Annotated in this window: 16 protein-coding genes and 4 pseudogenes; 10 read left to right on the top strand and 10 right to left on the bottom strand. The window is 62.2% G+C overall.

Going from position 1 to position 20,892, the window contains the following annotated elements; all coding sequences use genetic code 11:
- Positions 1-109: 109 nt before the first annotated feature.
- Together pcaK and pcaR are read right to left on the bottom strand one after the other, a co-directional pair.
- Complete coding sequence (pcaK, locus tag CSV86_RS01020; RefSeq protein WP_009401188.1) at positions 110-1,456, bottom strand: 4-hydroxybenzoate transporter PcaK; 1,347 nt, start codon at positions 1,454-1,456, stop codon at positions 110-112.
- A gap of 275 nt (positions 1,457-1,731) precedes the next feature.
- The gene (pcaR, locus tag CSV86_RS01015; RefSeq protein WP_170394293.1) at positions 1,732-2,607 is read right to left on the bottom strand and encodes a pca regulon transcriptional regulator PcaR; all 876 of its coding nucleotides are present in this window, start codon (positions 2,605-2,607) and stop codon (positions 1,732-1,734) included.
- A 535-nt stretch (positions 2,608-3,142) separates the two neighbouring features.
- Between pcaR and CSV86_RS01010 the strand changes: the two genes are divergently transcribed.
- Entirely contained in the window at positions 3,143-3,349 is a 207-nt protein-coding gene (locus CSV86_RS01010; RefSeq protein WP_009401190.1) for a hypothetical protein, read from the top strand.
- Positions 3,350-3,676: 327 nt separating this feature from the next.
- Positions 3,677-5,149: an inorganic phosphate transporter gene (locus CSV86_RS01005; RefSeq protein WP_009401191.1), complete on the top strand. Its 1,473-nt coding sequence runs from the start codon at positions 3,677-3,679 to the stop codon at positions 5,147-5,149.
- A 153-nt stretch (positions 5,150-5,302) separates the two neighbouring features.
- On the opposite strand, the gene CSV86_RS01000 is transcribed toward CSV86_RS01005, so the two are convergent.
- On the bottom strand, positions 5,303-6,769 hold the full coding sequence (locus CSV86_RS01000) for a helicase HerA-like domain-containing protein (RefSeq protein WP_009401192.1): 1,467 nt from the start codon (positions 6,767-6,769) through the stop codon (positions 5,303-5,305).
- Between the two features lie 173 nt (positions 6,770-6,942).
- Between CSV86_RS01000 and CSV86_RS33185 the strand changes: the two are divergent.
- The 5 genes and pseudogenes from CSV86_RS33185 to gpgF all read left to right on the top strand — a co-directional run.
- Positions 6,943-7,962 (top strand): annotated as a pseudogene (locus CSV86_RS33185) (cache domain-containing protein); the annotation flags it as partial.
- 90 nt (positions 7,963-8,052) lie between these two features.
- Positions 8,053-8,817, top strand: coding sequence for a methyl-accepting chemotaxis protein (locus CSV86_RS33180; protein ID WP_376699740.1), 765 nt, complete (start codon positions 8,053-8,055; stop codon positions 8,815-8,817).
- A gap of 153 nt (positions 8,818-8,970) precedes the next feature.
- Positions 8,971-10,086 (top strand): N-acetylglucosaminyl phosphatidylglycerol synthase, encoded by a 1,116-nt coding sequence (gene gpgS, locus CSV86_RS00990; protein ID WP_376699730.1) that lies wholly within the window; start codon positions 8,971-8,973, stop codon positions 10,084-10,086.
- Positions 10,079-10,843, top strand: coding sequence for an N-acetylglucosaminyl phosphatidylglycerol deacetylase (gpgD, locus tag CSV86_RS00985; protein WP_009401195.1), 765 nt, complete (start codon positions 10,079-10,081; stop codon positions 10,841-10,843). Before gpgS ends, gpgD begins: the two co-directional genes overlap by 8 nt.
- On the top strand, positions 10,840-11,832 hold the full coding sequence (gpgF, locus tag CSV86_RS00980; protein ID WP_037060739.1) for a glucosaminyl phosphatidylglycerol flippase: 993 nt from the start codon (positions 10,840-10,842) through the stop codon (positions 11,830-11,832). Before gpgD ends, gpgF begins: the two co-directional genes overlap by 4 nt.
- A gap of 6 nt (positions 11,833-11,838) precedes the next feature.
- Here the strand turns inward: gpgF and CSV86_RS33175 are convergent.
- Positions 11,839-11,973: pseudogene (locus tag CSV86_RS33175) on the bottom strand (hypothetical protein); the annotation flags it as partial.
- A 4-nt stretch (positions 11,974-11,977) separates the two neighbouring features.
- The gene (purU, locus tag CSV86_RS00975; RefSeq protein ID WP_009401197.1) at positions 11,978-12,829 is read right to left on the bottom strand and encodes a formyltetrahydrofolate deformylase; all 852 of its coding nucleotides are present in this window, start codon (positions 12,827-12,829) and stop codon (positions 11,978-11,980) included.
- A 301-nt stretch (positions 12,830-13,130) separates the two neighbouring features.
- Here purU and mvaT point away from each other — a divergent pair, with 301 nt between their 5' ends.
- Positions 13,131-13,511 carry a histone-like nucleoid-structuring protein MvaT gene (gene mvaT, locus CSV86_RS00970; RefSeq protein WP_009401198.1) on the top strand — a complete coding sequence of 127 codons (381 nt, stop codon included), beginning with the start codon at positions 13,131-13,133 and terminating at the stop codon, positions 13,509-13,511.
- A 66-nt stretch (positions 13,512-13,577) separates the two neighbouring features.
- Here the strand turns inward: mvaT and sbcB are convergent, their stop codons facing one another.
- From sbcB to CSV86_RS00955, 3 genes are all read right to left on the bottom strand, one after another.
- Entirely contained in the window at positions 13,578-15,008 is a 1,431-nt protein-coding gene (gene sbcB / locus CSV86_RS00965) for an exodeoxyribonuclease I (protein ID WP_009394754.1), read from the bottom strand.
- Between the two features lie 38 nt (positions 15,009-15,046).
- The gene (locus CSV86_RS00960) at positions 15,047-15,406 is read right to left on the bottom strand and encodes a hypothetical protein (protein ID WP_009394753.1); all 360 of its coding nucleotides are present in this window, start codon (positions 15,404-15,406) and stop codon (positions 15,047-15,049) included.
- 145 nt (positions 15,407-15,551) lie between these two features.
- Positions 15,552-15,938, bottom strand: coding sequence for a tetratricopeptide repeat protein (locus CSV86_RS00955; protein WP_009394752.1), 387 nt, complete (start codon positions 15,936-15,938; stop codon positions 15,552-15,554).
- Between the two features lie 232 nt (positions 15,939-16,170).
- On the opposite strand from CSV86_RS00955, the pseudogene pyk reads away from it, so the two are divergent.
- Positions 16,171-17,621 (top strand): annotated as a pseudogene (gene pyk, locus CSV86_RS00950) (pyruvate kinase).
- A 161-nt stretch (positions 17,622-17,782) separates the two neighbouring features.
- On the opposite strand, the pseudogene CSV86_RS00945 reads toward pyk, so the two are convergent.
- Positions 17,783-18,717, bottom strand: a pseudogene (locus CSV86_RS00945) (iron-sulfur-binding ferredoxin reductase).
- Between the two features lie 272 nt (positions 18,718-18,989).
- On the opposite strand from CSV86_RS00945, the gene CSV86_RS00940 reads away from it, so the two are divergent.
- Positions 18,990-20,513 (top strand): fumarate hydratase, encoded by a 1,524-nt coding sequence (locus tag CSV86_RS00940; protein ID WP_009394749.1) that lies wholly within the window; start codon positions 18,990-18,992, stop codon positions 20,511-20,513.
- 70 nt (positions 20,514-20,583) lie between these two features.
- Here the strand turns inward: CSV86_RS00940 and CSV86_RS00935 are convergent, their stop codons facing one another.
- The gene (locus CSV86_RS00935; protein WP_009394748.1) at positions 20,584-20,883 is read right to left on the bottom strand and encodes a ribbon-helix-helix domain-containing protein; all 300 of its coding nucleotides are present in this window, start codon (positions 20,881-20,883) and stop codon (positions 20,584-20,586) included.
- Between the last annotated feature and the right edge of the window lie 9 nt (positions 20,884-20,892).

Below are 20,892 nucleotides of genomic sequence, written 5' to 3'. Positions count from 1 at the left end.
GGATTGTTGTGGCGGGTTTGAGGGCCTAATCGCTGGCAAGCCAGCTCCCACAGGGTGTGGGAGCTGGCTTGCCAGCGATTAGGCCCTCAAGGGCAATGAAGATCAGCGATCAGGTCGCATCAGCATGGCTGACCACACCCTTGACGATCACCGCCACGGTGGCCAGGCCTGCCGGAATCACCAGCGCCGTCAGCACCTGCTCGAAGTTCCAGCCCAGGCCCAGCAGGGTCGCGCCCATCCAGGCACCGAGGATGGCGCCGAAGCGACCGATCCCGAGCATCCACGACACACCGGTCGCCCGCCCCTGGGTCGGGTAGAAGCGTGCCGCCAGCGAAGGCATCGCCGATTGCGCGCCGTTCACGCACATACCGGCGATCAGCACCAGGGTCGCGAGCAGGGTGATATTGCCCAGGCTCTGCCCGACCGCGTAGGCGAACACCCCGGCCAGCAGGTAGAAGGTGCCGATGACCTTGTGCGGATTGAAGCGGTCCATGGCCCAGCCGACGCCCACTGCACTGAGCACGCCACCGAACTGGAACAGCGCGCCGATGAACGCAGCCTGCTCCATGCTCGCACCGCTGTCGCGCATCAGTGTCGGCAGCCAACTGGTCAGCAGGTACACGATCACCAGGCCCATGAAATAGGTCAGCCACAGCAGCAGGGTGCCAATGCTGTAGGTACCGGAGAAGATCACCGCCAGCACGTTGCGGCTCTTGACGGTCTTCTGTTCCGGCACGCTGAAGCTGCTGGCCCGGGCTACGGTGGCCGGCTCGATCGGGGCAAGGGTCTTGCGGATCTTGTCGATGCTACGGTTGCGCACTACCAGGAAGCGCGCCGACTCCGGCAGCCAGAACACCAGGACTACCGCCAGCACTACCGGCAGCAAACCGCCAATCAGCAGCAGGCTGTGCCAGCCATAGGCCGGGATCAGCTTGGCGGAAATGAAACCGCCACCGGCCATGCCCAGGTTGAAACCGCAGAACATGCTGGTCACCAGCAGCGACTTCAAACGCTCGGGTGTGTACTCCGACAGCAGGGTCGTGGCGTTTGGCATACCGGCGCCCAGACCCAGGCCGGTCAGGAAGCGCAGTACCAGCAACTGGTCGACATTGGTGCTGTAGGCCGATGCCAGGCTGAAGCCGCCGAACACCACGACCGCACCGACCAGCACTACCTTGCGGCCGAAGCGGTCGGCCAGCGGCCCGGAGCCCAGGGCTCCGAAGACCATGCCGATCAACGCGGCACTCATCACCGGGCCGAGGCTGGCGCGATCGATGCCCCAGTCCTGGGACAGTGCCGGAGCGATGAAGCCCATGGCAGCGGTGTCCAGACCATCGAGGAATACGATCAGGAAACAGAGGATCACTACGCGCCACTGATAACGCGACAAGGGTTGGGCATTGATGAAGGACTGGACGTCCAGGGAAGTTCCGGTAGCAGCGTGCGGGCTGTTCATTGTTGTTATCCGATAAATCAGGCGAGCAGGCGCGAGCGCGTCTTGGCTAAACGCGAAGCGCGGGTCTGGACAAGGACGATCTGGTAAAGCGTAAACGAGTGATCTAGCCGGTGCGGCTAGGGATGGATGTGCGGGTCATTGGACTGTGCCTCTCGCTCATTATTATTGACGGACCGGTCAGGCCGGCCGTTGCGAGCGACATTAATAAGGGCCGCGAAACCGCGCAATTCGATAAACGCATCAGTGTGCGTTTATCGAACAGGTTTGCATGCCTTTCAGGCGAAAAGCTGGGCGCTGAGATCGCGACTGGCGGCGATCATGATCGGCAGGAAACGCTGCTCCAGCTCGCTGCGGCTGACCCTGCCGGCATGCGTACTGACGTTCAGCGCCGCCAGCACCTGCCCCGAAGCATCGTAGACCGGCACGGCGATGGAGCGCAGGCCTTGCTCCAGTTCCTGATCAACGATGCACCAGCCTTGCTGGCGGACCACCTGCAGGCATTCGAGCAGCGCTTGCGGATCGTGGATGGTGCGGCTGGTCTTGGGCTGCAGGTCGGCGCGATCGAGGTATTCATGGAGGCTGGCGTCGTCCAGGGCAGCGAGGAGAATGCGGCCCATCGAGGTGCAGTAGGCCGGAAGGCGCCCGCCCACCGACAGGTCCACCGATATCAGCCGCTGAACGGTGGCGGACCGGGCTATATAAAGGATGTCGTCGCCTTCCAGGGTCGCCATGTTGCAGGCTTCATGCAGTTGGTCGCTCATGCGGTCCAGGTACGGCTGGGCGGAAACCGCCAGCGGCGTAGACGACAGATAGGCGTGGCCCAGGGTCAGGACCTTGGGCAGCAGGGAATAGGTGCGCCCGTCGGTGGTGGCATAGCCCAGCTTGATCAGGGTATGCAGGCAGCGCCGCACCGCCGCCCGGGGAATCTCCGTACGGTGGCTGATCTGAGCGATGGTCAGGTGTCGCTTGCGCTCCTGGAATGCCTGCACCACCGCCAGGCCACGGGCCAGGGAAGTCATGAAATCCGGATCGCCGGTGAACGCCTGGATGCGCCTGGCTGGCGACGCCACGATAGGCGGCGCCAGTGACGAGAATGAATTGCGTACCTGGTCGCTCAAACCTGAACCCTTCGGGGCTGTTTCATCGCTCATGACTCACCTCGGTCACACTCTCACGAGGGCGATTATCGAACCATCGACCGATAATCGCAATTGACCAAACGCCATAATTGCTTATACCTTTCCTTCGCCCTTGTGGCTTCTTGGAGAGACTGGTCAGGTACCCACCGTAGAAGTCCCGGGTACGGCCTCGCCCACCAGCGAGGCCGTTTTTCTTTGAACCCGTAACAAGCGGTTCTTGCATATATATTGTTTTACGTAACAAAGAGGGAAACAAAGTCCCTTCTTTTAATGTCCTGATTCTTCTACCCCATAATTGGACGTATCCATCTTCCCTTCACTTGCTATACTCGGGCAACGATGTCGCCCGTCCGGGCCTCGTCGATATGGATTCCCTGTTGGACTTGCCGAATCCCCGTGTCAGGCGCAACCCTGCGCCGACACCAGACGAAAGTCTGTTGCTACGACAGCCTTTATCAACTCTGGCAACCGTAGCCGCGCGCGCGTGACGTCACCTCAGTACTAACGCCTCGCGTAAGCCAGCGTAACTTGATCGACAGGTAGCACTGTGACGAAAGACGAACTGCGCGCGGAACTTGAGCGCCAGGAACAACGTTTCAAGGAAGTCTATGGTGGCGAAGTCACCACCTATGCCGCGCAACCCGAACCGGAACGCAAGCCCTGGCGCAAGCGTGCCACGGTGATGGACCAGGTATTCGCCGAAGAACTGCGCAAGATGGAACAGGAAAAGGACGGCAAGCCCGAGGAGACTTGAGCCCCGACGCCGACCCGTTCCGGACCGCAACGGTACCTGTCCATGCAGGTACCCCGGCGCCTGCATCAGCTATTGAAGATGAAACCGTAATGGTTTCTGACAAATTTCATACGTTCGTTTGAAATTTTTCTGACATCAAGAATTCACGATTTTCATACCAAATAGTCGCTTTCTCGTGGATTTTAGCCGCGTTTTTCTTCCAGCCACTCGTCCGAACGGGTGAACCTGCGGCACTCTGCTGCCCTCCACCCGTCAGCAGCCAGTGCATTGATTACGGGGGATTTCTGGCATAATCGCGCCCCCTTATGACCGGGTCAGAAAACCTTCATGATCGAATTATTCAGCGGACTTGATGCGTGGGTACTGGTGAGCCTCATCCTCGCCTTGACCTTCGTACTCGCCTTCGAGTTCATCAATGGCTTTCATGACACCGCGAACGCGGTAGCGACAGTCATCTACACCAAGGCCATGCCCCCGCAACTGGCGGTCTTCGCCTCCGGTGTCTTCAACTTCCTCGGCGTGCTGCTCGGCGGTGTCGGTGTTGCCTACGCCATCGTCCACCTGTTGCCGGTGGAGTTGCTGATCAACGTCAACACCGGGCACGGCCTGGCCATGGTCTTCTCGCTGCTGGCCGCCGCCATCGCCTGGAACCTGGGCACCTGGTATTTCGGCATTCCGGCTTCCAGTTCCCACACCCTGATCGGTTCGATCCTCGGCGTCGGCCTGGCCAATGCACTGCTCAACGACATTCCCTTGGGCGATGGCGTCAACTGGCAGAAAGCGATCGATATCGGCATGTCCCTGGTCCTTTCGCCCATGGCCGGCTTCCTGGTCGCCGCGCTGGTGCTGCTGGGCCTGAAATGGTGGCGTCCGCTGTCGAAGATGCACAAGACGCCGGAGCAACGGCGCATGCTCGACGACAAGAAGCACCCTCCTTTCTGGAACCGCCTGGTGCTGGTCATGTCGGCCATGGGCGTGAGCTTCGTGCACGGCTCCAACGATGGCCAGAAAGGTATCGGCCTGATCATGCTGGTACTGATCGGTATCGTTCCGCAGCAATTCGTTCTTGACCTCAACAGCACCACCTACCAGATCGAGCGGACCCGCGACGCCACCCTGCACCTGAGCCAGTTCTACCAGCGCAACCACGAAACCCTTGGTGAGTTCCTGGCTCTGGGCAAGGCTGCCAAGGGCGATCTGCCTGAGCAGTTCAGCTGCAACCCGCACCAGACCGAACCGACCATCGCCGCGCTGCAGCAATCGCTGGAAGGCGTCGCCGACTATCGCGCGCTGAGCGCCGAGAAGCGTGTCGAAGTGCGTCGTTACCTGCTGTGCCTGGACGACACCGCGAAGAAGGTCGGCAAGCTGCCGGGCCTGGAGGCTCGCGAGAAGTCCGACCTCGACAAGCTGCGCAAGGACCTCACCGCCACCACCGAATATGCGCCGTTCTGGGTCATCCTGGCCGTTGCCCTGGCCCTGGGCCTGGGCACCATGGTTGGCTGGAAGCGCGTCGTGCTGACCATCGGCGAGAAGATCGGCAAGCAGGGCATGACCTATGCCCAGGGCATGTCGGCACAGATCACCGCGGCGTGCGCCATCGGCATGGCCAACGTCTTCAGCCTGCCGGTATCGACCACCCACGTGCTGTCGTCCGGTGTGGCCGGAACCATGGTCGCCAACCGCAGCGGCCTCCAGGGCGGCACCGTACGGACCATCCTGCTCGCCTGGGTACTGACCCTGCCGGCGTCGATGGGCCTGGCGGCCGGGCTGTTCTGGTTGTCGACGCGGTTCGTTGGCTGATTTGCAGAGAATTGAAAAAGGCGCCTCTACAGGCGCCTTTTTTATTGCCCTCTCGGGCCTCATCGCTGGCAAGCCAGCTCCCACAGGTTTCGCGGCGTACACAGAACCTGTGGGAGCTGGCTTGCCAGCGATGAGGCCCTCAAGAACAACACATCACTTGCGCTTGCCGCCCAGCAAAGACCCCATCAACCCCCGCACCAACTGCCTCCCGAACTGGTTCGCCGCCTGCCGCACCGCCGACTTGATCGCCTGCCCTGCCGCACTCTGCAAGAACTCCCCGGCCTTGTCCGCCAGGCTCTCCTCCTCCTTGGCAGCTACCACCGGCGCCTCGCCCTTGCGCGTCATCAGGATTTCATAGGCCGATTCGCGGTCGATCGGTTTGTCATAACGCCCCGCCAATGGAGACCCGGCCACCAGCGCCGCCCGCTCCGCTTCGCTCAAGGGACCGATCCGCGACTGTGGCGGGGCGATCAACACGCGCTGCGCCATCCCCGGCGTGCCTTTGTCCTGCAAGGTGCCCACCAGCGCTTCGCCAATTCCCAGCTCGGTGAGCACCGTGAGGGTGTCGAACGCCGGGTTGGGCCGGAAACCGTCCGCCACCGCACGCAGCGACTTCTGCTCCTTGGCGGTAAAGGCGCGCAAACCATGCTGAACCCGCAAACCCAACTGGGCCAGCACATCATCCGGCAGATCAGTTGGCGACTGGGTCACGAAGTACACGCCCACGCCCTTGGAGCGAATCAGCCGCACCACTTGCTCCAGCCGATCCTGCAAGGCCTTGGGCGTGCCGTTGAACAGCAGGTGCGCCTCGTCGAAGAACAGCGCCAGCAATGGCTTGTCCGCATCACCGCGCTCCGGCAACTGTTCGAACAGCTCCGCCAGCAGCCATAAAAGGAAGGTGGCATAGACCTTGGGCGACTCGTGAATCAGGCGGCTGGCGTCGAGCAGATGAATGCGCCCGCGCCCGTCCGGTGCAGGGTGCAACAGATCTTCCAGTTGCAGTGCCGGCTCGCCGAACAGCGCCTCGGCGCCCTGCTGCTCCAGGGTCGCCAGGCGTCGCAACAAGGCCTGGGTCGATCCGCTGGTCATCAGCGCGGCGTCCTCACCCAACACTTGCGGGTTGTCCTTGAGGTGGCCGAGCAACGCCTTGAGGTCCTTGATATCCAGGAGCAACAAACCTTCCCGGTCCGCTACCTTGAATGCGGCATACAGTGCAGCCTGCTGGCTGTCATTCAACTCCAGCAGGTTGCCCAGCAACAGCGGCCCCATTTCACTCAAGGTGGTACGCAGCGGATGACCGGATTGACCGTGGATATCCCACAAGGTCACGGGATAGGCCTGGAGGCGATGGTTCAGCCAGGACATCCCGGCAATGCGCTCGGCCACCTTGCCTTGGGGATTGCCCGCTGCGCCCAGGCCACAAAGGTCGCCCTTCACATCGGCGGCGAACACTGCCACGCCGGCATCGCTGAAAGCTTCCGCCAGGCGTTGCAGGGTTACGGTCTTTCCGGTGCCGGTGGCACCCGCGACGAGGCCGTGCCGGTTGGTCAGGCGCAGGGCCTGGGAAACCGGCTGTCCGTCAAGGTCTGCACCCAGAACGAATTGCGTGGAGTCCGGCATGTTTTTTCATCCTCCATATAAAGCTTTTGTGTGAATCAGCCGATATCAAAGTGTGATTGATCGCTCGAAAAACAGGAAATCCCCGATAAGGACATGGGACCTCTCTCTGACTCTCATCAGCGACTCCGTGCGAACCACCCGGATATTCAAGACCTTAGCGGACCCAACACGCCATGAATAAAAATCTCCGTTTCAGCCACAAGATATTGTTGGCTGCCTCACTGATCGTGATGCTCGCGTTCAGCCTGTTCACCTTGTACAACGACTACTTGCAGCGTAATGCCATCCGGGAAAACCTGGAGAACTATCTCGGCGAGATGGGCGATACCACGGCGACCAATATCAAGAATCTTTTTGATGGCCGCATTCTGCTGGTAGAGAACGCGGTGCAGAACATCGCTGCCGATCCACAGAACGTCGGCACCGTGCTCGGCCAGAAAGCACTGACATCCAGCTTCCTTACTACCTACATGGGTCATCCGAATGGTGACTTCACCATTCGCCCGCAGTTGAAGATGCCCGATGGCTACGATCCACGTGCTCGTCCCTGGTACAAGGACGGCCTGGCCGCCGGCAAGACCATCCTGACCGAGCCCTACATCGATATGAGCACCGGCAAGATGGTGATCTCCATCGTCACCCCGGTATCCGCGCAGATCGGCGTGGTCGGTGGCGACCTGGCCCTCGATGGCCTGGTGGAAATCATCAACTCGCTGAATTTCGGCGGCATGGGCTACGCCTTCCTGGTCAGTGACCAGGGCAAGATCCTCGTTCACCCGAACAAGGACCTGACCATGAAGGCCATGAGCGAATTGTTCCCGAGCAACACCCCACGCCTTGACAAGAAGCCGGTGGAAGTGGAAATGGACGGCAAGCCGACCATCCTCAGCTTTACCCCCGTCAAAGGCCTGCCTTCGGCCAACTGGTATATCGGCCTGGCTGTAGACAAGGACAAGGCCTACGGAATGCTCAGCAAGTTCCGCACGTCGGCAGTGATCGCCACCCTCATTGCAGTGGGCTTCATCATCGGCCTGCTGGGCCTGCTGATCAACGTGCTGATGCGTCCGCTGCACACCATGATCCGCGCGATGGAAGGCATCGCCCAAGGCGAAGGCGACCTGACCCGTCGCCTGAGCATTCACAACCACGACGAATTCGGCATGCTCGGCAAGGCCTTCAACCATTTCGTCGAACGTATCCACCAGTCGATCCGCGAAGTGGCCTCGGCCACCGAGCATGTCAACGAGGTGGCCCTGCGCGTGGTCGCGGCCTCCAACTCGTCGATGGTCAACTCCGATGAGCAAAGCAACCGCACCAACAGCGTTGCCGCGGCAATCAACCAGCTCGGTGCCGCCGCCCAGGAGATCGCCCATAACGCTGCCCAGGCTTCGCAACAGGCCAGCTCGGCGCGTCATCTGGCCGAGGAAGGCCAGCAGGTAGTGGACCGTAGCATTCAGGCGATGAATCGTCTGTCGGACATGATCTCGACCTCCAGTACCCACATCGAGACGCTGAACAGCAAGACCGTGAACATCGGCCAGATCCTCGAAGTGATCACCAGCATTTCCCAGCAGACCAACCTGCTGGCGCTCAACGCCGCCATCGAAGCGGCACGCGCCGGCGAGGCCGGGCGCGGCTTCGCGGTGGTGGCCGACGAGGTGCGCAACCTGGCGCACCGCACCCAGGAGTCGGCGCAGCAAGTGCAGAACATGATCGAAGAGTTGCAGGTCGGTGCCCGCGAGTCCGTGGAAACCATGAGCCAAAGCCAGCGCCACAGCCACGACAGCGTAAGCATCGCCAACCAGGCGGGCGAGCGCCTGAGCAGCGTGACCCAGCGCATCGGCGAGATCGACGGCATGAACCAGTCGGTGGCCACTGCCACCGAGGAACAGACCGCCGTGGTCGACTCGATCAACATGGATATCAGTGAAATCAACATGCTCAACCAGGAAGGTGTCGAAAACCTGCAATCGACCCTGCGCGCCTGCGCGGACCTGGAGCAGCAGGCCGGTCGCCTGAAGCACTTGGTCGGCAGCTTCCGCATCTGATCCCACCGCCCCGTCCGGCGGCAGATTGCCGCCGGACCCTGCCGTAACAATTCGAACAAACTATCCTTGTCCAGGGTCAACCTTAAGGCACGTAACTGCGGCTTGCCTGCGCCGCATGACTGTCCGAAAGAAGATCCGGGAGGGATGCTGATCGTGCATATCGCTGACATCACCATGTTCTACGCCCCTGCCAGCGGCGGAGTGCGTACCTATCTTGATGCCAAACACCGCCGCCTGGGCCTTGCACCGAATGTTCGACACAGCCTGCTGATTCCCGGCGCCAGCGCGCGCCACCACAACGGAATCCACGAGGTACCCGCCCCGCCGCTGCCATTCGGCAATGGCTACCGTTTTCCGCTGCGCCTGGCGCCTTGGTGCAATGTCCTGCGCGAGCTGCAGCCCGACCTGATCGAGGTCGGCGACCCCTACCTCACCGCCTGGGCTGCGCTGGATGCGCGTCGCCGGCTGGACGTGCCGGTGATCGGCTTTTATCACTCCGATCTGCCGCTGCTGGTCAGCAACCGCATGGGCAATTGGTTTACCCCCAATGTCGAAGCCTATGTCAGCAGGCTCTACGGCAATTTCGACCGGGTTCTCGCGCCTAGCCAGGTCATGGCCCACAAGCTGCGCAGACTTGGCATACGTGATGTGCATGTGCAGCGCCTGGGCGTCGACCTGGAGACCTTCCATCCAGAACGCCGCGACCCTGGACTGCGTGCCGAACTCGGGCTGAGCGACGATACTCGCCTGCTGGTCTTCGCCGGACGCGGCTCGCGGGAAAAGAACCTGCCGGTGCTGCTCGACTGCATCCAGCGCCTCGGCAAGCCCTGGCACCTGCTGCTGGTGGGCTCGCATATGCCCGCCAATGTGCCGGACAACGTCACGGTGTTCGACTGCTTCCGCCCGGCCAGCGAAGTCGCCCGGCTGCTGGCCAGCGCCGACCTGCTGGTGCACGCCGGCGACCAGGAAACCTTCGGCCTGGTGATTCTCGAAGCCATGGCCAGCGGTACTCCCGTGGTCGCGGTGGCCGCCGGGGCCTTTACCGAGATCGTCGATCCAGGCTGCGGCCAGCTTTGCCAGCCGGGTGACGGCCAGGCCATGGCCAATGCGGTGCGCGAGGTCTTCGAGCGCGGCACCCATGAACTCGGGCAACAGGCACGGCGGCATGTAGAGCGGCACTACAGTTGGGACAACGTGGTCAGCGGCCTGCTTGCCCATTACCGCGCGGTGCTCGGCTACAGCGACCTGCCGGTACGCGCCCATGCATGAGCGCCTCGCTGCCGGCCGTAGCGTGCTGCTGGTACTGCACGACGTAGCGCCGGAAACCTGGCCGGACTACCAGCCCTTCGTCGAAGCCGTGGACGCCCTGGGCGAGGTGCCCATGACCCTGCTGGTGGTCCCGGATTTCCACAAGCGCAATGCCCTGGAGCAAGACGCCGGGTTTCGCCGGATCATGCAACGACGGCTGGTGCGTGGCGACGAACTGGCCCTGCACGGTTATTACCACGCCGACGATGGGCCCGCCCCGCGCTCGCTTCGCGACTACTTCATGCGCCGCATCTACACTTGGGAGGGCGAGTTCTACGGTTTGAGCGAAGCCCAGGCATTGCAGCGCCTGGAAGCAGGGGTCGAGCTGTTCCAGCGCCTGGACTGGCCACTGACCGGCTTCGTCGCCCCCGCCTGGCTGATGAGCGAAGGCACCCGCCAGGCACTGCGCCAGCTACCGCTGCATTACACCAGCGACCCGCAGCATCTCTATCGACTGCCGGACTTCACCGCGATCAAGGCTCCGGGGTTGGTGTGGAGCGCACGCAGCGCCTGGCGCCGGGGCTTGTCGAAAGCCGTCAGCACAATGCAGGAGCGACGCATGCACGGTGCCAGCACCCTGCGCCTGGGGCTGCATCCGGTGGATATGCGTCATGACTTTTCCCGCAATTATTGGCTGGATACTTTGCAGCGCCTACTCGCCGACGGGCGTACGCCCATGACCAAGATGGCGTGGCTGGCCAGCAGGCCGGTGCCGTGAACCGCTTCGGCTGGCTGCTGGCAGCGCTGGTGATGGCAGCGCTGGTGCCGGTCCTGCTCGGAGGCAGTGACCTGCTGCCTCGCCTGCGCGGCTTTCCTCCAGGGCTGCTGCTGGCATTGTTCGGCATGATCGTCCTGTGCTGGGCGCTCAATTCGTTGCGCCTGCGCTTGTTGCTGGGCAGCCAGGGCGAGAAGATCGGCCGCCTGCGCAGCCTCGGGGTGGTCATGGCCACGGAGTTCGCCATCTGCACCACACCCGGCGGCAGCGGCGGCCCGCTGACCCTGATGGCCCTGCTCTCGCGGGATCGTGTACGGCCGGCCCACAGTGGCGCGGTATTCGCCATGGACCAGTTGAATGACCTGCTGTTTTTCCTCTGCGCCGTTTTCGCGATCGTCATCTATACCCTGTTTCACAGCGTGGGGCGTAGCCTTGAAGGCATGCTGCTGGGCAGCGCGCTGCTGATGCTCGCGGTACTGGGCATGGGTATCGGGTTGCTGCGCTGGCGGCGCGACTGGATGCGCTGGAATGGCCGCCTGCTGAAGAAACTGAATGTACGCAGCGCAACGCGGCGGCGCTGGGCAAGACGACTGTTGCATTTCTTCCGGGCATTCCGGGCGACCTTGCGTCTGCCGCGCAGGGTGCTGGCCCTGGTGTTCATGCTCACCTGCCTGCACTGGGCGCTTCGCTACAGCGTGCTTTACCTGGTCCTGGCGGGGCTGGGGGGCAACCTGCAGTGGGTGTCCAGCTTCCTGGTCCAGGTGCTGTCGTTGAGTGCCGGGCAATTCAGCCTGCTGCCGGGCGGCGCGGGTGCGGCGGAACTGACCTCTGCAACCTTGCTGACACCGATGGTCGGCAAATCAACGGCGGCGGCCGCGGTGCTGGTCTGGCGGGTTGTTACCTACTATTTCTACCTGGTCGCCGGCGGGCCGGTCTTTCTCTGCCTGCTGGGCAAGCCGCTGCTCGAACGGATCAGCGGCCTGCGCCGCTAACTGCGCCTGCCACAGCTCGGCGGCACCGGGGAAATCGGTGCCGTCCTCGCTGCCCAGGGCATCCGGGTCATAACGGCTGAGACAGCCCTCGCCCAGGGTAGGCGGGGGATTGGCCGCAGCCTTGTCGAGCGGATCGGCCATGGCCTCAGTTGAAGACCACGGTCTTGTTGCCGTGCACCAGCACGCGGTCTTCCAGGTGGTAACGCAGGCCACGGGCCAGGACCATCTTTTCGACGTCACGACCGAAACGAACCATGTCCTCGATGCTGTCGCTGTGGCTGACACGCACCACGTCCTGCTCGATGATGGGGCCGGCGTCCAGCTCTTCGGTAACGTAGTGGCAGGTCGCGCCGATCAGCTTCACACCGCGCAGCGAGGCCTGGTGGTACGGCTTGGCACCGACGAAGGATGGCAGGAAGCTGTGGTGGATGTTAATGACCTTCTGCGCGTATTCCTCGCACAGCTGCGGCGGCAGGATCTGCATGTAGCGCGCCAGCACCACCACATCCGCACCATGCTCCTTGACCAGGCGCGAGACTTCGGCGAACGCCGGCTGCTTGTCCTTCGGGTCGACCGGAACGTGGAAGAACGGAATGCCATGCCACTCGACCATGCTGCGCAGATCGTCATGGTTGGAGATCACGCAAGGGATCTCGCAGTCCAGCTCGTTGCTGTGCCAGCGGTGCAGCAGGTCGGCCAGGCAATGGGACTCGCGGCTGGCCATGAGCACGACACGCTTTTTCTGGTCGGTGTCGGTAATGCGCCAGGTCATGGAGAACTCTTCGGCGATCGGCGCGAATGCCTCGCGGAACGCCTCGATGCCAAACGGCAGGGTATCGGCACGGATTTCGTGGCGCATGAAGAACCAGCCGCTCAGGTCATCGGAATGATGGCTCGCTTCGGTGATCCAGCCATTGTGGGACGCCAGGAAATTACTGACTTTGGCGACGATGCCGACACGGTCGGGGCAGGCTATCACCAGCCGATAGGTACGCATGCAGGGGGCTCCAGAACTTCGCAAAGGCGCACATTCTAACGACTGCCGGGCAAAACTTCAGTATCCATGTGACGTCCGGGGAGCCGCTGCATCTGGAGCAGCGGCTGTCGGCCCGGTCTCGGAAAAGCGACATTGAATTAGTTGCGAATTTCACCCGACGGGAGTTGTAAAGTGCCAGCGCCACAATCGATGCCGGGAATAAACAATCAAACGTGCAGCACTTCAATGTTTACTTGAGCAAATTGTCTGACTATTATTGCCTCACTGTTACCCAGAACTCCCAATTTGCAAGGAACGACTCATGTCCCTGATCAACGAATATCGCGCCACCGAAGAAGCCATCAAAGAACTGCAAGCCCGCCTGAAGAATCTGTCCGAAGACAACAAGCTGCAACAAGAGCTGGAGTTCGAAAAGAAGCTGCGCGATCTGATGGGGACCTACGGTAAATCCCTGAAAGACATCATTGCCCTGCTGGACCCGGACGCCAAGCTGAACAAGGCGCCACGTGGCGCTGCAGTTAAACCCGCCGGCACCAAGCGCGCTCGCAAGGTCAAGCAATACAAGAACCCGCACAACGGTGAAATCATCGAAACCAAAGGTGGCAACCACAAGACCCTCAAAGAGTGGAAAGCCAAGTGGGGCGGTGACGTTGTAGAAGGCTGGGCTACCCTGCTGGATTGATTTGCGCCTCTACCAATAAAAAACGCCGGCATGCCGGCGTTTTTTATTGGGCGGTCTTTACATTGCTTACATTCCCAGCCGCTGGCGCAGGCCATTGGCGTGTGCACGCCACGCTTCAAGCAAGGCCCGCTGCGCGCCATCGGCCGTAGCCAAAGCCTCCTGCAGCGCGGTTTCAAAGGCGGCGAGGGTATGCGGCGCGCCCATCGCTTCGTCATTAAGCCGCTGCTGGCAGAATGTTCTCCATTGCACTTGCTCCGTTTCACTGAGGCTCGCCGGAAAGTTCCTGGCCCTATATCGGAACAATAACTCTGTCAGACGCGGATCGTCGAACATCCACTGCCCACTCGCCAATTGCTGAGGATCGGCCATGCGTACCTGCTCGCACAGACGCCGGTCGCGGTCACCGAAAAATCCGTCATACAGCTGCTGCTCGGGATCTTCACCAGGGGCAAATTCCCTGCCTTCATAAATTGACGTCAATTTATTTTCCCACTGCTCCTGCACGGCAATCAGCTGTTCACCACGGCGTAGCAATTCGGACATATCGAGGCCCAGGCGGAGCTGATCCTGCTTGCGCAATACCGCCAATGGCGCCACCACCGGGCAGCGATTGATGTGCAACAACTTGAGAGGAACCGGCAATTGTCCTTCAGGCATTTCCTCGCGACGCATGTATAAACGCTGGCGCAATACTTCGGAATCTTCCTTCAACAACGGTGCAATATCCTGGTGCAAGTCACAAACGATCAGGGCATTGCGATTGGCCGGATGCCAAGCCAGCGGCAGCACCACGCCAAGATAATTACGCGCCGCCGAAAAACGTCCGGAAATATGTACCAAGGGCTGCAACAGACGGATCTGATCGAGGACTTTATGTTTGCTGCGCAGCTCGAACAGCCACTCATAGAGGCGCGGTTGCTTTTGCCGGATCAGGCGGGCCAGGGCGATGGTTGCGCGCACGTCCGACAAGGCCTCGTGTGCCTGGCCGTGATGGATGCCGTTGGCCGCGCTGAGCAGTTCCAGGCGCAGGCTGACCTGGCCATTCACCTGCGGCCACTCGATCCCCTCGGGACGCAGCGCATAGGCCGTGCGCACCGTGTCGATCAGATCCCAGCGGCTGTTGCCGCCCTGCCATTCCCGGGCATAGGGATCGAAGAAATTGCGGTACAGGCTGTAGCGGGTCACTTCATCGTCGAAGCGCAGGGTGTTGTAGCCGGCGCCGCAGGTACCGGGACGAGCCAGCTCGGCATGCACCCGGGTCATGAAGCCGGCTTCGGCCAGGCCATCACGGGCCAGTTGCGCCGGAGTGATCCCGGTGATCAGGCAGGCGGCCGGGTGCGGCAGGATATCGTCGCTCGGCTGGCAGAACAGATTGACCGGCGCTTCGATCTCGTTGAGCTCCAGATCGGTGCGCACGCCGGCGACCTGCAAGGGCCGGTCGCAGCGTGGATCGATGCCGGTGGTTTCGTAGTCGTGCCAGAAAATGCTGGAGGTCACGGCGATTCATCCTGAACGGTAAATCGCCGAAGTCTACCTCATGCCGATGTCGGCAACGGCCTGAAGCTGAAGTAGTTGAACAGGGCCGCCACCAACTGGTCGTACTCCCGGGGCGCCTGCAGCAACATGAACCCCGAGTCGTAGAAGCCGGGGCTTTCGTCCTCGTGGCACCACAGGCAACTGGCGGTGATGTTGATGCGCTGCCAGGCGCCGGCCTTGGCGGGAATGCGCAATTGCAGTTCGAAGTCGGGGCCGACCAGCAAAGGCAGGGTGCTGATCAACATGAGGCCGTCCTCCGATGCGTAGCCCAGGTAGCCGATGGGCTGATCGGTGAAACGGTTGTAGACCTTGAGGAAGCTGGGGAGCAGGTGTCGCTCGATTCGGCGCTCGGTATACATGGCAATGGGTCGCAATGGATAACCCTTAGAGCAGGGTCGCGCTAGTGCCGTCTTGTACAGGTGCACGCTGGTTGTACACAGTCTGTTTCACTCAGAGTAGCGCAGACCGGAGCAAGGCATCCAGCGCAAATTGCCCCCCGTCGCCTCACCGCAACGGTGCGAGCGGGGCCGGGCGCGGGGTCGCGGCCTCGCCCTCGCGATAATGTCCAAGCTGTTCAAGCGTTTGCAGGCGCGCGCGGGCCCGGTAGGCGTATTCGTTCTGCGGATACTGCTGGATGATGAATTTGTAGGTCTGCGCCGCGTCGACGAAAAGCATCTGTCGCTCCAGGCACTGGCCACGCAGCAACGCCGTTTCCGGCCAGATGAACGGTCGCGCGCGGCTGGTGCGATCGACCTGCGACAACTCCAGGGTGACCCGCTCGCAGTCGCCACGGTCATAGGCCCGGTAGGCATTGTTCAGATGGTGGTCCATGGACCAGCGGGTGCAGCCGACGACGCTGGTCGCCAGCGCCAAGACAATCAGGGCTCGCATGGGAATTCTCCTTTGATAGGCAATGTATCGGCGCCTGACCGGAATTCTTCAACCACGAAGCTGCAAGAGAATACGCGATCCGTTTTTACTTGTAGCTTTCGGCTTGTAGCTTGCAGCTCGAAGTCCCGTTCAAACGCCCGCCCTGCCCCCTCCCAAGGTAGTGCAAAGGAACAATGACTACAGCGTTTTTCAGGAGTAGCCTTTCGCTGCGCTTCACTAAAGGAGTCTGTGCATGACCATCCGCCGTACCAAAATCGTCGCCACCCTCGGCCCCGCCAGCAATTCACCGGAAGTAATCGAACAGCTGATCCTCGCCGGCCTGGATGTCGCCCGCCTGAACTTCTCCCACGGCACCCCGGACGAGCACAAGGCGCGTGCCCGGCTGATCCGTGACATCGCTGCCCGCCACAATCGCCACGTGGCGCTGCTGGGCGATCTGCAGGGTCCGAAGATCCGCATCGCCAAGTTCACCAACAAACGTATCGAACTGAAGGTGGGCGACCGTTTCACCTTCTCCACCGCGCACCCGCTGACCGCCGGTACCCAGGAAATCGTCGGCATCGACTATCCGGACCTGGTAAAGGACTGCGGCGTCGGTGACGAACTGCTGCTCGACGATGGCCGCGTGGTCATGCGCGTCGAAACCGCCACCGCCGACTCGCTGCACTGCGTGGTGCTGATCGGCGGCCCGCTGTCCGACCACAAGGGCATCAACCGCAAGGGTGGCGGCCTGACCGCCCCGGCCCTGACCGAGAAAGACAAGGCCGACATCAAGCTCGCCGCGGAAATGGACCTGGACTACCTGGCCGTGTCCTTCCCCGTGATGCATCCGACATGGAATATGCCCGCCGCCTGCGCGACGAAGCCGGCGGTACTGCCTGGCTGGTGGCCAAGATCGAGCGCGCCGAAGCCGTGGCCGACGACGAGACCCTCGACGGCCTGATCCGCGCCAGTGACGCAGTGATGGTGGCCCGTGGCGACCTCGGCGTGGAAATCGGCGATGCCGAGCTGGTGGGCATCCAGAAGAAGATCATTCTGCACTCGCGCCGCCATAACAAAGCGGTGATCGTCGCGACCCAGATGATGGAGTCGATGATCCAGAACCCGATGCCGACCCGCGCCGAAGTGTCCGACGTGTCCAACGCCGTGCTGGACTACACCGACGCCGTGATGCTCTCGGCCGAGAGCGCCGCCGGTGCCTACCCGCTGGAAGCCGTGCAGGCCATGGCGCGAATCTGCCTTGGCGCGGAAAAGCACCCGACCAGCAAGACCTCCAGCCACCGCATGGGCACCCAATTCAGCCGCTGCGATGAAAGCATCGCCCTGGCTGCCATGTACACTGCCAACCACTTCCCGGGCGTCAAGGCGATCATCGCCCTGACCGAAAGTGGCTACACCCCGCTGATCATGTCGCGAATCCGCTCCTCGATCCCGATCTTCGCCTTCTCCCCGCACCGCGAAACCCAGGCCCGCGTTGCCCTGTTCCGCGGGGTCTACACCGTGCCGTTCGATCCGGCAGCGCTGCCGGCGGAAAAGGTCAGCCAGGCCGCGGTGGACGAGCTGCTCAAGCTCGGCGTGGTCGAGCAGGGTGACTGGGTCATCCTGACCAAGGGTGACAGCTACCACACCATCGGTGGCACCAATGGCATGAAGATCCTGCATGTCGGTGATCCGCTGGTTTGATGTTGCTGCTGTGAATGAAAACGCCCGGCCTTGAGCCGGGCGTTTTTCATTGTTCTTTCGGGCCCTATCGCTGGCAAGCCAGCTCCCACAGGGTCCGCGCCGAGCACAAATCTTGTGGAGGACACAGGTCCTTGTGGGAGCTGGCTTGCCAGCGATGAGGCCTACACATGCCCCACAAAAAGGTCTGAATACACCTGATTACGAGGCACCCCCGCCAAAAACAACCGCCGCGAAAACGCCTCCACACTCCCTGGCGCCCCGCACACCAGCGCCACCGTCTGCCGCGATTGCACGCGCAAGGCCGCCAGTGCCACAGGCAATTCCGTCGGTGTCACCAGCTCCACCTGCAACTGCGGATGCTGCGCCGCCCTCTCCTTCAATTCCTCGGCCAGATAATGCCCCCCTCGTCCCGCGCCAGATGCAGCACGCGGATCGGCCCGCGATGCTCCTGGCGCAAGGCTTCGCGCAGGATGCCCCACAACGGCGCCAGCCCCGTCCCCGCCGCCAGCAGCCAGAGCGGCCGCTCCTGCCAGTCCGGGTCGTAGTGCAGGCCGCCGGCGCGCAGCTCGCCAAGCCGCAACTCCGCGCCTTCGAGCAGATGCCGCGCTGGCGTGCAGAATGCACCCGGCTGGCGACAGTCGATATGGAACTCCAGCCACGGATCCTCCCCCGGCACGCTCGCCAGGGAATAGGGCCGTGCCACCCCCAGGGCGTTCCACAGCAACAGATGCTGCCCCGCCTGGTAGCGCAAGCCTTTCAGGGGTTTCAGGCGCAAGCGCAGGACATCGCCCAGCCAATCCACCGAAACGACCTGCGCCGGCTGGCCATCGGTCTTCGGATCGAACAACGCAACCCGCAGGTCCATCCCGATCCGACACTGACACGCCAGTCGCCAGCCCAACTCGCGCTGCGCCGCGTTCAATGCCTCCGGCCGCCCGTCCTCCGGCTCGCCTTCGACACAGCGCACCAGGCAGGCATGGCAGCTCCCGGCCCGACAGCTGTAGGGCACGCCACAGCCTGCATCATTGAGCGCATCGAGCAGATTGCTGCCGGGCGCAACGGACCATTGGCGTTCGCCGACCTGCAGTTCAGGCATTGCTGTTCATCTCCACTGACCATTCATATCATGCGCCAATCTAGGCTCGTTCTGATTGACAGGCCAGGAAAACAGCAAGAACGATGCCGTGCGATCACCGACCATGGTTGGACCACTGGCGCGTGTACCAACGGCCGAGCCGCGCTATACTGCCGCGCCTTTTTTGCGTCGGGCATTTTGTCGCGGCGCGTCTGAAAGGTCGTTTCGACACCTCGGCCTGTCCGCGTCGGAATACCTATTGAATGTTCCCGTGTTTAAGAGGAGCGCGCTGCATGACCGTGATCAAGCAAGACGACCTGATTCAGAGCGTCGCCGATGCCCTGCAATTCATTTCGTACTACCACCCCGTCGATTTCATCCAGGCGATGCACGAAGCCTATCTGCGCGAGGAGTCGCCAGCCGCGCGTGATTCCATCGCCCAGATCCTGATCAACTCGCGCATGTGCGCCACCGGCCACCGTCCGATCTGCCAGGACACCGGCATCGTCACCGTGTTCGTGCGCGTCGGCATGGACGTGAGCTGGGACGGCGCCACCATGAGCGTCGACGACATGATCAACGAGGGCGTGCGTCGCGCCTACAACCTGCCGGACAACGTCCTGCGTGCCTCGATCCTGGCCGACCCGGCCGGTGCCCGCAAGAACACCAAGGACAACACGCCGGCGGTCATCCACTACTCCATCGTCCCGGGCAATACCGTGGAAGTGGACGTGGCAGCCAAGGGCGGCGGTTCCGAGAACAAGTCGAAGATGGCCATGCTCAACCCGTCCGACTCGATCGTCGACTGGGTACTGAAGACTGTGCCGACCATGGGCGCTGGCTGGTGCCCGCCCGGCATGCTCGGCATCGGCATCGGCGGTACCGCCGAGAAGGCCGCGGTAATGGCCAAGGAAGTGCTGATGGAGTCCATCGACATCCATGAGCTGAAAGCCCGCGGCCCGCAGAACCGCATCGAGGAACTGCGCCTGGAGCTGTTCGACAAGGTCAACCAGCTGGGTATCGGTGCCCAGGGCCTCGGCGGCCTGACCACCGTGCTCGACGTGAAGATCATGGACTACCCGACCCACGCCGCGTCCTTGCCGGTGTGCATGATCCCGAACTGCGCCGCTACCCGTCACGCCCACTTCGTGCTGGACGGCTCCGGCCCGGCCGAACTGGAAGCGCCGTCGCTGGACGCCTACCCGGAAATCGTCTGGGAAGCCGGCCCGTCGGCTCGCCGTGTCAACCTCGACACCCTGACCCCGGAAGAGGTGCAGAGCTGGAAACCGGGCGAGACCATCCTGCTCAACGGCAAGATGCTCACCGGCCGCGACGCTGCGCACAAGCGCATGGTCGAAATGCTCAACCGCGGCGAAGAGCTGCCGGTAGACCTGAAAGGTCGCTTCATCTACTACGTCGGCCCGGTCGACCCGGTCCGCGAAGAAGTGGTTGGCCCGGCTGGCCCGACCACCGCGACCCGCATGGACAAGTTCACCCGCCAGATCCTCGAGCAGACCGGTCTGCTGGGCATGATCGGCAAGTCCGAGCGTGGCCCGACCGCGATCGACGCGATCAAGGACAACAAGGCCGTATACCTGATGGCCGTGGGCGGCGCTGCCTACCTGGTCGCCCAGGCGATCAAGAAGTCCCAGGTGCTGGCCTTCGCCGAACTGGGCATGGAAGCGATCTACGAGTTCGAGGTCAAGGACATGCCGGTCACCGTTGCGGTGGACAGCAAGGGCGAGTCGGTACACATCACCGGCCCTGCGATCTGGCAGAGCAAGATCGCCGAAAGCCTGGCGGTGGAAGTGAAGTAACGCCGCACGCTTCAAGCGGCAAGCTTCAAAAGCAAAAGCGGCGTGGATTCCACGCCGCTTTTTTAATGGGTCAACGCGCGACGGCTTTCAAGGGGACCGGCTCGGCGCTGCGGCGCTGGCCCAGGTAGCGGATACAGCTCACCCGCAGGAACGAGGCGAAGTTCACCACTTCGCCGCGGTACTCCATGACCTCGTCGTACAGCTTGCTGATCAGCTGGTTGGTGGTCATCCCGTCGACCTCGGCGATTTCCCGAAGCACATCCCAGAACTGGTTTTCCAGGCGCAAGGTGGTCACCACCCCGCGAATGCGCAGCGAGCGGCTGCGGGACTCGTAGAGAATCGGGTCGGCCTTGACGTAAAGCTCGCACATCTGCGGTTA

Origin of the sequence: Pseudomonas bharatica CSV86 (assembly GCF_000319305.2) — a bacterium.
GTDB lineage: Bacteria > Pseudomonadota > Gammaproteobacteria > Pseudomonadales > Pseudomonadaceae > Aquipseudomonas > Aquipseudomonas bharatica.
The sequence above is the reverse complement of the archived record's forward strand: the minus strand, read 5'-3'. Positions and strand labels throughout refer to the sequence as shown.

Coding starts and splice junctions, on each gene's coding strand:
- pcaK (WP_009401188.1), bottom strand. CDS start 1,456: ATGAACAGCCCGCACGCTGCTACCGGAACTTCCCTGGACGTCCAGTCC.
- pcaR (WP_170394293.1), bottom strand. CDS start 2,607: ATGAGCGATGAAACAGCCCCGAAGGGTTCAGGTTTGAGCGACCAGGTA.
- CSV86_RS01005 (WP_009401191.1), top strand. CDS start 3,677: ATGATCGAATTATTCAGCGGACTTGATGCGTGGGTACTGGTGAGCCTC.
- CSV86_RS01000 (WP_009401192.1), bottom strand. CDS start 6,769: ATGCCGGACTCCACGCAATTCGTTCTGGGTGCAGACCTTGACGGACAG.
- CSV86_RS33180 (WP_376699740.1), top strand. CDS start 8,053: ATGGTCAACTCCGATGAGCAAAGCAACCGCACCAACAGCGTTGCCGCG.
- gpgD (WP_009401195.1), top strand. CDS start 10,079: ATGCATGAGCGCCTCGCTGCCGGCCGTAGCGTGCTGCTGGTACTGCAC.
- purU (WP_009401197.1), bottom strand. CDS start 12,829: ATGCGTACCTATCGGCTGGTGATAGCCTGCCCCGACCGTGTCGGCATC.
- mvaT (WP_009401198.1), top strand. CDS start 13,131: ATGTCCCTGATCAACGAATATCGCGCCACCGAAGAAGCCATCAAAGAA.
- CSV86_RS00960 (WP_009394753.1), bottom strand. CDS start 15,406: ATGTATACCGAGCGCCGAATCGAGCGACACCTGCTCCCCAGCTTCCTC.
- CSV86_RS00955 (WP_009394752.1), bottom strand. CDS start 15,938: ATGCGAGCCCTGATTGTCTTGGCGCTGGCGACCAGCGTCGTCGGCTGC.
- CSV86_RS00940 (WP_009394749.1), top strand. CDS start 18,990: ATGACCGTGATCAAGCAAGACGACCTGATTCAGAGCGTCGCCGATGCC.
- CSV86_RS00935 (WP_009394748.1), bottom strand. CDS start 20,883: ATGTGCGAGCTTTACGTCAAGGCCGACCCGATTCTCTACGAGTCCCGC.